Here is a 12773-nt window from a genome sequence, read left to right as displayed (position 1 = left end):
TGCGGGGCTATATCATGGGATTACATTTTTAGCGAGACGGTTACAACGCCGTCTGATGCCTTCGAAACGTCGATGGCGGTCAGAGTATTAAGCACAAAATCCGCCTCCTCCAGCCGGGGGGACCCCGCCGGGACGTTAACGGCAATGACGTGGCTTCCGGCGTTCAGCCCGGCCAGCACGCCTGCCGCCGCGTCTTCCACCACCACGCACTCCGCTGGCGCAAGGCCGAGCAGTTCAGCGCCGAGCAGAAACGCATCCGGTTCGGGCTTGCCGCGCTTTACGCGCTCAGCGGTAATGAAGACGTCCGGCGTCGGTAAACCGGCCGCCTTATGGCGGGCATGCGCGACAGGAACCGAGCCGGAGGTGACGATAGCCCACGGGATCTGCGCTTCATTCAGATGCTCAAGCAATTCGCGCGCACCGGGCAGCGCGGTGATGCCCTCAGTGTCGGTAGCTTCAATCTGCTCCAGATATTTGAACTCCGCCTGAATCTCTTCCTCAGGACGTCCCGCCAGGAAGTGCCGCAATGAGGTAATGGCCTGTTTGCCATGGATGAAATTCAGTACATCCTGATGGTCAATGCCGTGCCTGTCGGCCCAATGACACCAGGAACGCTCCACTACCGGCAGCGAATCCACCAGCGTACCGTCCAGATCAAACAGAAAACCTTTACACTGCACACGCACCTCCGTCAGGCATTAATGATTTGTTGAATTTCGTTGCTGCTTAAATGGTACTGACGCGGACAGGCGTGCCACGCGCTCAGCATACGTTGATACTTATCCCACATTGGGGTCTGGGCGTTGAAGCCGTGCGTACCCGCATCAAAATGGGTGTAGCGCCCTTCGGTGTTCACCATAAAGCGCACATAGCTCAGATAGCGCGCTTCTGTCGCGGCATCAAAGCCCAGGAACGTTACGCGGCGCTCGTCAATGGACTGCTGGTCTTTCAGATTGATCCAGGACACATGCAGCGCATGGTACATCTCCATGATGTCGATAACGATACGGCAGGTTTCCTCTTTCAGTTCGCCAAATTCGCGATCCAGTTCGCGCATCTGCAAGCCAAAACCACGTTCAACAATGGTTTGCAGGCGGCTGTAGCGCGCAGCGTTATCGGGATCAAGCATAGTCATCATCTTGTACTGGTTAGACAAAATCAGACGTTGAGCATGGGTCATTTCCATCTTTCGACTCCTGTAGCGCATTGCACTGTAAAAAAAAGACACGGTAACTGATTGTTACTGTGCCTTCTTTTGGTCGTCGTTTCGATGATCAATCACAAGTCATCGAGGAATGTTTTATCAAGCTGTTTAAACGCGCGCTTGAGGGTGTCCGCCAGCGCCTGATAATCCGGCTTGCCTTCAACCGGGGCGAGCGCCTGGCCGGCCTCCTCCAGTTTTCCACGCACTTCATAAAACCAGTGTAAAATAGAAGGCGGAAGTGGCGTGACGGAACGTTTACCTAACCACCACAATCCCTGCATCGGCAGGCTTAACGCAAAGAGCGCCGTCGCGACGGCAGGTCCAAGCTGTCCACCCAGCGCAATTTGCCAGCAAAGAGTAAAGACAGCGATCGGGGGCATAAAGCGAATCGCATAGCGCGTGGCGCGAATAGTGCGATTTTCAATAAACATGGGCGCGAGGCGCTTTTCCATCGGCCATGTCTTTGCGTAATGCTGTCCCCGACGAAACAGACTAAAAAAGTTCACGGACGGGATTTCAGGTGTTGACATGGCTGTACCTCAACTTCACATATAAAAATTAAAATTTTCGTGCAAAACCACAACAGGCTATGACAACGTTCAAAATATTTTGTCATCGCTACCCCGTATCGGGTATCCTGTGCCAGCCTGATAGGCCGTAGACGAGAAGCGTTAACTCGTCAAATTATCGCATATTATGCCATTGTCTGAAAAATGTTCAAAATGGCTTAAAATCATAGGTATTTCTTCCATCCTGCCAGAATGTTCGTTTGGCATGATGTTAATCATAAATGTCTGAGTCAGCATGCGTTACGCTTTAGACTCATTGACGTTTTTTTAGCCACGTATCAATTATAGGTACTTCCATGTCGAGTAAGTTAGTACTGGTTCTGAACTGCGGTAGCTCTTCACTGAAATTCGCCATCATCGATGCGCTCAACGGTGATGAGTACCTCTCTGGTTTGGCCGAATGTTTCCATCTGCCTGAAGCACGTATCAAGTGGAAGATGGACGGCAGCAAACAAGAAGCGGCTTTAGGTGCAGGCGCCGCTCACAGTGAAGCGCTGAACTTTATCGTTAACACTATTCTGGCACAAAAACCAGAACTGTCTGCTCAGCTGACTGCGATTGGTCACCGTATCGTCCACGGCGGCGAAAAATACACCAGCTCCGTGGTAATCGACGACTCTGTGATTCAGGGCATCAAAGACTCTGCGTCTTTCGCACCGCTGCATAACCCGGCTCACCTGATCGGTATCGCTGAAGCACTGAAATCCTTCCCGAATCTGAAAGATAAAAACGTGGCCGTGTTTGACACCGCGTTCCATCAGACCATGCCGGAAGAGTCTTACCTCTATGCCCTGCCATACAGCCTGTACAAAGAGCACGGCGTACGTCGCTACGGCGCACACGGCACCAGCCACTTCTATGTGACTCAGGAAGCCGCAAAAGTACTGAACAAGCCGGTTGAAGAAGTCAACATCATCACCTGCCACCTGGGCAACGGTGGTTCTGTTTCTGCTATCCGCAACGGTAAGTGTGTTGATACCTCTATGGGTCTGACCCCGCTGGAAGGTCTGGTGATGGGTACCCGTTCCGGTGATATCGACCCGGCGATCATCTTCCACCTGCACGACACCCTGGGCATGAGCGTTGACGACATCAACAAAATGCTGACCAAAGAGTCTGGCCTGCTGGGTCTGACCGAAGTCACCAGCGACTGCCGTTACGTTGAAGACAACTACGCAGAAAAAGCTGACGCTAAACGTGCAATGGACGTTTACTGCCACCGTCTGGCGAAGTACATCGGTTCTTACACCGCGCTGATGGACGGTCGTCTGGACGCGGTTATCTTCACCGGCGGCATCGGTGAGAACGCGGCAATGGTACGTGAGCTGTCCCTGGGCAAACTGGGCGTTCTGGGCTTCGAAGTCGATCACGAGCGTAACCTGGCTGCCCGCTTCGGCAAGTCTGGCTTCATCAACAAAGAAGGCACCCGCCCGGCTATCGTTATCCCAACTAACGAAGAGCTGGTCATCGCGCAAGACGCGTGCCGCCTGACTGCCTGATTCCACACCGCCAGCAATGCTGGCGGTGCTGTTTTGTAGCCCGCCCAACGCGGCGGTAACGAAAGAGGATAAACCGTGTCCCGTACTATTATGCTGATCCCTACCGGAACCAGCGTCGGCCTGACCAGCGTCAGCCTCGGCGTGATCCGCGCTATGGAACGCAAAGGCGTTCGTCTGAGCGTCTTTAAGCCTATCGCCCAGCCACGTGCCGGTGGCGATGCGCCAGACCAGACCACCTCCATCGTTCGTAAGAACTCCAATCTGCCAGCGGCTGAACCGCTGAAGATGAGCCACGTTGAATCTCTGCTCTCCAGCAACCAGAAAGACGTGCTGATGGAAGAGATCATCGCCAACTACCACGCAAACGCGCAGGACGCTGAAGTGGTGCTGGTTGAAGGCCTGGTCCCGACCCGTAAACACCAGTTTGCCCAGTCTCTGAACTTTGAAATCGCGAAAACCCTGAACGCAGAGATTGTTTTCGTGATGTCTCAGGGCACGGACACCCCAGAGCAGCTGAAAGAGCGTATCGAACTGACGCGCAGCAGCTTCGGCGGTGCAAAAAACACCAGCATCACCGGCGTGATTGTTAACAAGCTGAACGCGCCAGTAGATGAGCAGGGCCGTACGCGTCCTGACCTGTCCGAAATCTTCGACGACTCTTCCAAAGCGAAAGTCATCAAAGTTGACCCGGCCAAGCTGCAGGATTCCAGCCCACTGCCGGTGCTGGGTGCGGTGCCATGGAGCTTCGATCTGATTGCCACCCGTGCAATCGATATGGCGCGTCACCTGAATGCCACCATCGTTAACGAAGGCGATATCAGCACCCGCCGCGTGAAGTCCGTGACCTTCTGCGCGCGCAGCATTCCGCACATGCTGGAACACTTCCGCGCAGGTTCCCTGCTGGTGACCTCTGCTGACCGTCCAGACGTGCTGGTTGCAGCGTGCCTGGCTGCGATGAACGGCGTGGAAATCGGTGCGATCCTGCTGACCGGTGCCTACGAGATGGACCCGCGCGTCAGCAAGCTGTGCGAACGTGCGTTCGCCACTGGCCTGCCAGTATTCATGGTGAACACCAACACCTGGCAGACCTCCCTGAGCCTGCAAAGCTTCAACCTCGAAGTGCCGGTTGATGACCACGAGCGTATCGAGAAAGTTCAGGAATACGTTGCGGGCTACATCAACGCAGACTGGATCGAATCCCTGACGGCGACGTCCGAGCGCAGCCGTCGTCTGTCTCCTCCAGCCTTCCGTTACCAGCTGACCGAGCTGGCGCGTAAAGCGGGCAAACGCGTGGTTCTGCCAGAAGGTGACGAACCACGTACCGTTAAAGCGGCGGCCATCTGTGCAGAGCGCGGTATCGCGACCTGTGTGCTGCTGGGTAACCCGGATGAGATCAACCGCGTTGCGGCGTCTCAGGGCGTTGAGCTGGGCGCTGGCATTGAGATCGTTGACCCGGAAGTGGTTCGCGAAAGCTACGTTGCCCGCCTGGTTGAGCTGCGTAAGAACAAGGGCATGACCGAAGCCGTTGCGCGCGAGCAGCTGGAAGACAACGTCGTGCTGGGTACGCTGATGCTGGAGCAGGACGAAGTTGACGGCCTGGTTTCCGGTGCGGTTCACACCACCGCGAACACCATCCGCCCACCGTTGCAGCTGATCAAAACCGCACCGGGCAGCTCTCTGGTCTCCTCCGTGTTCTTCATGCTTCTGCCTGAACAGGTTTACGTTTACGGCGACTGCGCGATCAACCCGGACCCAACCGCAGAGCAGCTGGCAGAAATCGCTATCCAGTCTGCGGACTCCGCGACTGCCTTCGGTATCGAACCGCGCGTCGCGATGCTCTCCTACTCCACCGGTACTTCTGGTGCAGGCAGCGACGTAGAGAAAGTCCGTGAAGCAACCCGCATTGCGCAGGAAAAACGTCCGGATCTGATGATCGACGGCCCGCTCCAGTACGATGCCGCGGTAATGGCTGACGTTGCGAAATCTAAAGCGCCTAACTCGCCGGTTGCAGGTCGCGCTACCGTGTTCATCTTCCCGGATCTGAACACCGGTAACACCACCTATAAAGCGGTACAGCGTTCAGCAGACCTGATCTCCATCGGGCCAATGCTGCAAGGTATGCGCAAGCCTGTGAACGACCTGTCTCGTGGTGCGCTGGTTGACGATATCGTCTACACCATCGCGCTGACGGCGATCCAGTCTTCGCAACAGCAGTAATGTTTTGCCGGATGGCGCTTCGCTTATCCGGCCTACAGGACCGTAGGCCCGGTAAGCGCCAGCGCCACCGGGCAACAAAAAGGCGACCACAAGGTCGCCTTTTTTTATTACAACAGCTCCCGCGCCGCCGACACAATGTCATGTGCCGTCAGGCCATACTCCTTTTGCAAGAAGTCCTGCGTGCCCACCTGACCATATCGTTCCTTCACCCCCACCCGACGCAGGGGCACCGGACAGGTTTCCACCAGCACTTCCGCCACCGCCGACCCCAGCCCGTTGTGAATGCTGTGGTTTTCGCAGGTCACAATACGCCTGGTTTTCTCGGCATAATTTTTCACCAGCATCCGATCGATGGGCTTCAGGGTAAACATGTCGATGACCGCTGCGCTTACCCCCTCCTGCTCCAGCTGGCGCGCCGCCTCCAGCGCTTCCGCCACCATAATGCCGTTAGCAATCAGGGTAATATCGGTTCCCTCGCGCAGCACGTTGCCCTTGCCGATGGTGAAGGTTGACCCCGGGGCATACACGCTCGGCGCCTGTTTACGGATGGTCCGCACCCAGTAGAAGCCTTCCAGGTCGATAAGCTGACGCAGCACATCTTCGAACATCACCGCATCGGTCACCTCCAGCACCACTGAATGCGCCAGACCGCGCACGATGCCCATATCCTCAAACGACATATGCGTCCCGCCGTTGTGGCAGGCCGTCACGCCCGCATCCGAGGCAATCACCTTCACGTTATTGCGCTGGTAGTCCAGGGACATAAACAGCTGGTCGAAGCAGCGACGGCTGGCAAAGGCGGTAAAGGTATGGACGAACGGCTTACGTCCGGTGAGCGACAGCCCGGCGGCCGTCCCAATCACGTTGGCCTCCATAATGCCGCAGTTGATGACGTGCTGTGGATAATCACGCGCTACGCCGTCCATCGCCATCGAACTCATCAGATCCGCTTCGAGCGCAATAATCTCGCTCCCGGCCTCAATCTGTTTTGCCACAAAACCCGCATAGACCTTACGCATCTCAACGGCATCTTTCTGTCCTGTCGGTGCAACCTTAATCATGTGAAGCCTCCAGTTGGCGAATCGTCTCGTTGAGCGCCGCTTTGCTCTCCTCAGTTAATCGCAGGTGATGCGAGTTGCTGAGCTGTTCCAGGTATGGCACCCCCTGCCCTTTGATGCTGTCGAGGATCACTACCCGCGGACGCGCATCGGTCGCAGGGATCGGCGCGGTCACCTCCAGCAGCGCCGGAATGTCGTCCCCTTTCACCGTCACCACGTCAAAACCAAAGGCGCGGAATTTGCCTTCCAGATCGAAGGCGCTGATGATTTCGTCCAGCTCGCCGTCGAGCTGCTGTTTGTTCCAGTCCACGAACACCGTCAGATTGTTCAGTCGATGGTGAGCAATAAACTGGAAGGCTTCCCAGCACTGCCCTTCGTTCAGCTCCCCATCGCCAACGATGCAAAACACCCGGTTTGGCCTTTCTGCCAGCTTGTGCGACAGCGCCATGCCGCCTGCAATGGAGATCCCCTGACCCAGCGATCCGGTGGTGGCATCCACGCCGCGTGTTTTCAGGCGATCCGGGTGGCTTGGCAGACGCGTTCCGTTCTGGTTTAGCGTGCTCAGCTCTTCAATCGGGAAGTAGCCCTTAATCGCCAGCGTGCTGTACAGCGCCGGGCCCGCATGTCCCTTCGACAGCACAAAGTAATCGCGCTCTGGCCAGTCCGGATCGGCCGGGTCAATTTTCATTACCGCGCCGTACAGAACGGCCAGTGTTTCAACGACTGACATGCTGCCGCCGTAGTGACCAAAACCCAGCTGCGTCAGGGATTTCAGCGTCTCAAGGCGGATCTGACGCGCCAGTTCGGTTATTTCATTTTCATTCATGATTTGGCTCCGGGGTTTTCCTGCGCGTTACCGCTGGCAGGTTTGTTTTTAGCGAAGACGTTGTAGGCCACCAGCAGCGCAAACAACACAACAACCAGTCCGGTGATGGCAAGCGGCGACAGGAAGCGCGCCAGGTTGCCGAGCACAATCCCGACGGCGCCAAAGTCGGCGTCCGAGAAGGTCGTATTCGCAAAGCCAATCGCGCCCAGAACAGGCAGCAGCAGGACCGGCAGGAAGGTGATCAGCAGGCCGTTAGCAAAGGCGCCAATCATCGCCCCGCGACGTCCGCCGGTGGCGTTCCCAAACACGCCCGCCGTTGCACCGGTGAAGAAATGCGGCACGACGCCCGGCAGGATCAGCACCCAGCTAAACTGACCGCAGATGAACAAGCCTACAATCCCGCCGAGGAAGCTGAACAGGAAGCCAATCAGCACCGCGTTTGGCGCATACGGGTAGACCACCGGGCAGTCCAGCGCAGGTCGCGCATTGGGCACCAGTTTTTCCGAGAAGCCGGTAAAGGCCGGGACAATTTCCGCCAGAATCAGGCGCACACCCTGCAAGATGATAAACACGCCTGCCGCGAAGGTGATGGCCATAATGATGGCGTACACCAGGTAGTTCTGGCCGCCGCTGAAGGTGGCCTCCACGTACTCACGCCCGGCGCTCACCGCCATAATCAGGTAGATAATCATCATGGTCAGTGAGATGGAGATCGAACTGTCGCGCAGGAAGCTGAGGTTCTTCGGCAGGTTCATCTCTTCGGTGGAGCGCGAGCCTTTACCGACCTTGCTGCCAATCCAGCCGGACAGCACGTAGCCCAGCGTGCCGAAATGACCGAAGGCAATCTCATCGTTGCCGGTAATACGCTTCATATAGCGCTGCGCAATCGCCGGGAAGAAGGCCATAATCAGGCCGAGGATCAACGAACCGGTAAAGACCAGCCCTACCCCTTCGAAGCCTGCGACCGTCAGGATCACGCCAATCATGCACGCCATGTAGAAGGTGTGATGCCCGGTCAGGAAGATGTACTTCAGGCGGGTAAAGCGCGCGACAATAATATTCGCCACCATCCCGAAAGCCATAATGAGCGCGGTGGAGGCACCATATTTTTCCAGGGCAATCGACACAATAGCTTCATTGTTGGGAATAATGCCCTGAATATTAAAGGCGTGCTCAAACATACCGCCGAGCGGATTTAAAGAGCCCACCAGCACGGTTGCGCCGCCGCCCAGTACAATAAAGCCGAGAATGGTTTTTATTGTGCCTTTTACCACATCTGAAAAGGCTTTTTTCTGCGCCACCAGACCAATCAGGGCAATTAACCCGACCAGGACTGAAGGGACTTTTAAAATATCAACAACGAAATTCAGCGTTTCAAGGATAAACATATCCACCTCGCCTTTTCAGGATTATTGTCTTTCGAACCAGGCGCGCAGCTGCGCTTCGAGTTCGTTGATATCGATAATATTGTTGATCACCACCAGCTGGCTTTCCGGCACGCTGGCGCTGGCGGCAATGTCTTTCGCCATTACAAACAGGTCCGCCGCGCCCGGCGTGGCCGAGGAGAGATCGGAGTGTTCAACCTCTGCCTCAATTTCCAGTTTTTTGAGCACCTTTTTAATATTCATTTCGACCATAAAACTGCTGCCCAGGCCGGAGCCGCAAATAGCCATAATTTTCATTGTTATCCCCTTTTTTGAGTAGAGTACGCCCCATCACGCTGACGCGTAATGTTGAGATGAATCGGATTAAATAATTAAATCAGAAGCGATTGATGACGGTTTTTATCTCCTCCAGCGTATTCGCCCGATGTAATTCAGCCATATCTTCGTCGCTGGAAAATAATTCTGCTAAGGCGGAGATCATTTCGATATGGCTATGTTTGTCCGGCGCCGCCAGCATCACAATCACATCGACGGGGTCAAACTCACCAGCACCAAATGAGACGCCCTGTTTCAGTTTTAATAATGACAGGCCAAGTCCTTTCGCCCCTTCTTCCGGTCGCGCATGTGGCATTGCCAGCCCAGGAGCCAGCACATAGTAGGGACCTAACCTATGATGCTGCTCAATGATAGCCGTGACATATTCCGGCGCAATGACCTGCAAATCCAGCAGCGGTTTCGCGCACAGTTCCAGCGCCTGGGGCCAGCTTTCAACGCTATCCTGTAGGATGATGGTTGTATCATATATCCACTTTTTGAGCATTTGTCACTCCCGCTAAAGACCAGACATGGGCAAACTCTATTCAACCAATCAATTAATGACTGCGATCGCGATCACAAAGATAGCGCTACCAACGACTAACATGCAGAACTGTGATAGCGCTATCAAATTGCTATCCTGGTGCGAAATCACAGCAAAAAAAGGGATTTAAGGCGTATACTGCCTGTCACGTAAAATGAAGGATGAAACTAAATCGCGTCCTGTCAGCAGGAAGATGTATGTCTTTAACCCGAAAACGGCGCAGTACCGGAAAAGTAACGCTCGCGGATGTCGCGCAGCTTGCCGGCGTAGGCACGATGACTGTTTCCCGTGCCCTCCGCACGCCCGAACAGGTTTCCGATAAACTGCGTGAAAAAATTGAAGCCGCGGTGCAGGAGCTGGGTTACATGCCCAATCTTGCCGCCAGCGCACTGGCATCGGCATCGTCATGGACGATTGCGATGGTTGTACCCAATCTTTCCGAAGCTGGCTGTTCCGAGATGTTCGCCGGGCTACAGCAGGTGCTCCAGCCAGCCGGATATCAGATTATGCTGGCGGAATCTCAGCATCGTCTTGAACAGGAAGAGAAACTGCTTGAAACGCTGCTGGCCTCGAACATCGCCGCGGCGATACTGCTCAGCGTCGAGCACTCCGATACCGTGCGACACTGGCTAAAAAACGCCTCTATCCCGGTGATGGAAATGGGTGCAATGCGTGCCGATCCTATTGATATGAATATCGGGATTGATAACGTCGCCGCCATGTATGAACTTACCGAAATGGTGATTCAGCGCGGCTACCAGAATATCGGCCTGCTGTGCGCTAACCAGGAGCAGTGGATTTTTCAGCAGCATTTGCAGGGCTGGTACAAGGCGATGCTGCGCCACCACCTGTCGCCAAACAGAGTGATTAATGCCGCCATGCCGCCGAGCTTTTCCACCGGTGCGGCACAATTGCCGGAGTTTCTGCTGGCGTGGCCGGAGCTGGATGCGCTGGTGTGCGTGTCAGATGAACTGGCCTGCGGCGCGCTGTATGAGTGCCAGCGTCGGCGCATCAAGGTGCCGGACGATTTAGCGGTCGTGGGCTTTGGCGACAGCGACGTTAGCCGCGTCTGTCAGCCGCCGCTGACGACGATGGCAGTACCGCATCGCAAGATTGGGATTGAAGCCGGGAAAGCGTTACTGGAACGTCTGAATGACAGAGACTGGCGCGACCATAAACCCATCGCGTCCAGCCTGTGTCTGCGGGAAAGCTGTTAAGGCTTACTCAGCCTCTTCCTCTTTTTCCGGCTTATTTTCCGGTTTAGCGGATTCGTTTTTGGCGTTGCGGGTCATCCACAGCGCCAGTGCTTTAAGGGAATCCGGCGTGAATTCGTCGCAACGCGCGGTGATCTCTTCCGGCGTCATCCAGCACACTTCGCTCACTTCCTCTTCCTGCAAGGCGAAAGGTCCGTGGGAAACGCAGCTAAACAGCCCGCCCCAGACGCGACAATGCTCATCTTCGAAATAAAACTGTCCGTGCTCGGCAAACGGCACGCCAGCGATACCTAACTCTTCTTCCGCTTCACGACGCGCGGAATCCAGCAATACTTCATCGGCCTGCACGACGCCACCCGCTGTGGCATCCAGCATACCAGGAAGAAAATCTTTGGTGTCAGTGCGACGCTGGACCAGAATCTTGCCCATGCCGTCATGAACAACGATGTAAGTCGCGCGGTGACGCAGACGCTCCGCACGCATTTGTTCGCGGCTGGCCTGCGCGATCACTTCATTCTCTTCGCTGACAATGTCAACCCACTCAGTACTTGCCAAATGATTCTGCTCCACCATCGGGAAACCTTCTCGTCTAAGCGCTCTTTCGGCGCGTTTGCAGTTGTGGTGTAACTTACGGATTAATCGCTATCTGCGCAATAACTTGCTGATCATTAAGTGCGATAACGCTTAATGTCCCGTCTTCATACATGCCGTAGCTTGCCGGGTTACCGCCTTTAGGAATGCTGACAGACCCGGGGTTAAAGTGGTAAAACGCCCCGCGTTTTTCCGCCACCGGAATATGAGTATGACCATAAACCAGGACATCGCCAGCGGCGAGTGACGGCAGGTTATCCGGGCCGAACAGGTGCCCGTGGGTCAGGAACAAACGGCTGTTTTCCATCAACACCTGTTGCCAGGGAGCGGTGATGGGAAATTGCAGCAGCATCTGGTCAACTTCGCTGTCGCAGTTGCCGCGAACGGCGATAATGCGCGAGGCAAAATGATTAAGTTTTTCCGCCACCTGCGCGGGAGCATACCCTTCCGGCAACGCATTGCGTGGGCCGTGGTTTAACACATCGCCCAGGATCACCAGCCATTGCGCCCCGCTTTGGGCAAACAGAGATAACACGCGTTCGGTCGCGGGCAGCGATCCATGAATATCCGACGCAAACATCAGTTTCATCAGTTACTCCTCGGGAATTCAGACTGCCCCTATCATACCTCAAGCGCCCCGTCTTATCAGCCCGCGCGCTTAGCAGAGAGTGCCAGATAGCGCTGTACCGACGCGCGTTGCCACTGGAAGGTGGCGTAATCCACCAGCAGCTGTGGGACGTCATCGCCGTTAAGGATAAGGCGATTGAGCATCAGCGCCAGATCGGTGTCGGCAATACACCACTCGCCAAACAGGTTTGGGTTACCCTGTGACAGCAGCGATGACGCGGTATCAATCAGCTTCCGGGCGCTGGATAAGCCTTCTTCGCTGAGGGCGGGCTTTATGACGCCAGCGAACACCACGTCCGTGGAGCGTTCTGTGCGAATCGGCACCAGGTCGCTACGCAGCCACGCCTGGATCTGGCGGGCGCGGGCGCGCTTTTGCAGATCGTGAGGATAGATGCGTTCCCACTCTGGTGGGGCAAAGCGGTCTTCAAGGTACTCGTCAATCGCTGAGGATTCACTCAACTCAAAACCGTCAATCTCCAGCACAGGGACACGGCGGGTGAGCGCGTAGCCCTGCCACTGAGGCTTCAGATGTTCGCCGCTGTCCAGGTCAACGGTTTTCAGACTAAAAGTAAGCCCCTTTTCTGCCAGCGCCACATAAACGCTCATGACATAAGGAGAAAAAAAGTTCGCATCGGACCACAACGTTATTACAGGCTGGCTCATAACATCCTCTTCGGCTGATCGGTTTTCACTCAACATATAATCTCTTTGCCTCGCTGTCACT

At 55.5% G+C, this 12773-nt stretch carries 14 protein-coding genes; 3 read left to right on the top strand and 11 right to left on the bottom strand.

What is annotated here, in order from left to right:
- Window positions 1–20 precede the first annotated feature (20 nt).
- From ACOT1A_RS03725 to yfbV, 3 genes are all read right to left on the bottom strand, one after another.
- Complete coding sequence (locus ACOT1A_RS03725) at window positions 21–680, bottom strand: sugar phosphatase (RefSeq protein WP_022648834.1); 660 nt, start codon at window positions 678–680, stop codon at window positions 21–23.
- 11 nt (window positions 681–691) lie between these two features.
- Window positions 692–1186, bottom strand: a complete 495-nt coding sequence (locus tag ACOT1A_RS03720; RefSeq protein WP_276169882.1) for a YfbU family protein — start codon at window positions 1184–1186, stop codon at window positions 692–694.
- Window positions 1187–1278: 92 nt separating this feature from the next.
- Window positions 1279–1734, bottom strand: a complete 456-nt coding sequence (gene yfbV, locus ACOT1A_RS03715) for a terminus macrodomain insulation protein YfbV (RefSeq protein WP_003861459.1) — start codon at window positions 1732–1734, stop codon at window positions 1279–1281.
- 335 nt (window positions 1735–2069) lie between these two features.
- Here yfbV and ackA point away from each other — a divergent pair, with 335 nt between their 5' ends.
- Entirely contained in the window at window positions 2070–3272 is a 1203-nt protein-coding gene (ackA, locus tag ACOT1A_RS03710) for an acetate kinase (RefSeq protein ID WP_022648835.1), read from the top strand.
- Between the two features lie 75 nt (window positions 3273–3347).
- Window positions 3348–5489, top strand: coding sequence for a phosphate acetyltransferase (pta, locus tag ACOT1A_RS03705; RefSeq protein WP_276169883.1), 2142 nt, complete (start codon window positions 3348–3350; stop codon window positions 5487–5489).
- A 107-nt stretch (window positions 5490–5596) separates the two neighbouring features.
- Here pta and ACOT1A_RS03700 read toward each other — a convergent pair whose 3' ends face one another.
- From ACOT1A_RS03700 to ACOT1A_RS03680, 5 genes are all read right to left on the bottom strand, one after another.
- Window positions 5597–6550, bottom strand: coding sequence for a transketolase family protein (locus ACOT1A_RS03700; protein ID WP_276169884.1), 954 nt, complete (start codon window positions 6548–6550; stop codon window positions 5597–5599).
- Window positions 6543–7373 (bottom strand): transketolase, encoded by an 831-nt coding sequence (locus ACOT1A_RS03695; RefSeq protein WP_023300630.1) that lies wholly within the window; start codon window positions 7371–7373, stop codon window positions 6543–6545. Before ACOT1A_RS03695 ends, ACOT1A_RS03700 begins: the two co-directional genes overlap by 8 nt.
- The gene (locus ACOT1A_RS03690) at window positions 7370–8761 is read right to left on the bottom strand and encodes a PTS ascorbate transporter subunit IIC (RefSeq protein WP_017383437.1); all 1392 of its coding nucleotides are present in this window, start codon (window positions 8759–8761) and stop codon (window positions 7370–7372) included. The genes ACOT1A_RS03695 and ACOT1A_RS03690 overlap by 4 nt, the downstream gene beginning before the upstream one ends.
- 21 nt (window positions 8762–8782) lie before the next feature.
- Window positions 8783–9055, bottom strand: a complete 273-nt coding sequence (locus tag ACOT1A_RS03685) for a PTS sugar transporter subunit IIB (RefSeq protein WP_003861447.1) — start codon at window positions 9053–9055, stop codon at window positions 8783–8785.
- 79 nt (window positions 9056–9134) lie between these two features.
- Complete coding sequence (locus ACOT1A_RS03680) at window positions 9135–9578, bottom strand: PTS sugar transporter subunit IIA (RefSeq protein ID WP_022648839.1); 444 nt, start codon at window positions 9576–9578, stop codon at window positions 9135–9137.
- A 236-nt stretch (window positions 9579–9814) separates the two neighbouring features.
- On the opposite strand from ACOT1A_RS03680, the gene ACOT1A_RS03675 reads away from it, so the two are divergent.
- Window positions 9815–10834: a LacI family DNA-binding transcriptional regulator gene (locus ACOT1A_RS03675; RefSeq protein ID WP_276169885.1), complete on the top strand. Its 1020-nt coding sequence runs from the start codon at window positions 9815–9817 to the stop codon at window positions 10832–10834.
- Between the two features lie 3 nt (window positions 10835–10837).
- Here ACOT1A_RS03675 and yfcD read toward each other — a convergent pair whose 3' ends face one another.
- The 3 genes from yfcD to yfcF are packed head-to-tail and all read right to left on the bottom strand — an operon-like array spanning window position 10838 to window position 12712.
- Window positions 10838–11404 carry an NUDIX hydrolase YfcD gene (yfcD, locus tag ACOT1A_RS03670; protein WP_023300632.1) on the bottom strand — a complete coding sequence of 189 codons (567 nt, stop codon included), beginning with the start codon at window positions 11402–11404 and terminating at the stop codon, window positions 10838–10840.
- A gap of 55 nt (window positions 11405–11459) precedes the next feature.
- Window positions 11460–12011, bottom strand: a complete 552-nt coding sequence (gene yfcE / locus ACOT1A_RS03665) for a phosphodiesterase (RefSeq protein ID WP_023300633.1) — start codon at window positions 12009–12011, stop codon at window positions 11460–11462.
- 56 nt (window positions 12012–12067) lie between these two features.
- On the bottom strand, window positions 12068–12712 hold the full coding sequence (gene yfcF, locus ACOT1A_RS03660; RefSeq protein ID WP_154051464.1) for a glutathione transferase: 645 nt from the start codon (window positions 12710–12712) through the stop codon (window positions 12068–12070).
- Between the last annotated feature and the right edge of the window lie 61 nt (window positions 12713–12773).

Origin of the sequence: Enterobacter cloacae complex sp. SYL003, from assembly GCF_049236925.1 — a bacterium.
GTDB classification, from domain to species: Bacteria; Pseudomonadota; Gammaproteobacteria; order Enterobacterales; family Enterobacteriaceae; genus Enterobacter; species Enterobacter intestinihominis.
The sequence above is the reverse complement of the archived record's forward strand: the minus strand, read 5'-3'. Positions and strand labels throughout refer to the sequence as shown.

Coding starts and splice junctions, on each gene's coding strand:
- ACOT1A_RS03720 (WP_276169882.1), bottom strand. CDS start 1,186: ATGGAAATGACCCATGCTCAACGTCTGATTTTGTCTAACCAGTACAAG.
- yfbV (WP_003861459.1), bottom strand. CDS start 1,734: ATGTCAACACCTGAAATCCCGTCCGTGAACTTTTTTAGTCTGTTTCGT.
- ackA (WP_022648835.1), top strand. CDS start 2,070: ATGTCGAGTAAGTTAGTACTGGTTCTGAACTGCGGTAGCTCTTCACTG.
- ACOT1A_RS03700 (WP_276169884.1), bottom strand. CDS start 6,550: ATGATTAAGGTTGCACCGACAGGACAGAAAGATGCCGTTGAGATGCGT.
- ACOT1A_RS03695 (WP_023300630.1), bottom strand. CDS start 7,373: ATGAATGAAAATGAAATAACCGAACTGGCGCGTCAGATCCGCCTTGAG.
- ACOT1A_RS03690 (WP_017383437.1), bottom strand. CDS start 8,761: ATGTTTATCCTTGAAACGCTGAATTTCGTTGTTGATATTTTAAAAGTC.
- ACOT1A_RS03685 (WP_003861447.1), bottom strand. CDS start 9,055: ATGAAAATTATGGCTATTTGCGGCTCCGGCCTGGGCAGCAGTTTTATG.
- ACOT1A_RS03680 (WP_022648839.1), bottom strand. CDS start 9,578: ATGCTCAAAAAGTGGATATATGATACAACCATCATCCTACAGGATAGC.
- ACOT1A_RS03675 (WP_276169885.1), top strand. CDS start 9,815: ATGTCTTTAACCCGAAAACGGCGCAGTACCGGAAAAGTAACGCTCGCG.
- yfcD (WP_023300632.1), bottom strand. CDS start 11,404: ATGGTGGAGCAGAATCATTTGGCAAGTACTGAGTGGGTTGACATTGTC.
- yfcE (WP_023300633.1), bottom strand. CDS start 12,011: ATGAAACTGATGTTTGCGTCGGATATTCATGGATCGCTGCCCGCGACC.
- yfcF (WP_154051464.1), bottom strand. CDS start 12,712: ATGAGCCAGCCTGTAATAACGTTGTGGTCCGATGCGAACTTTTTTTCT.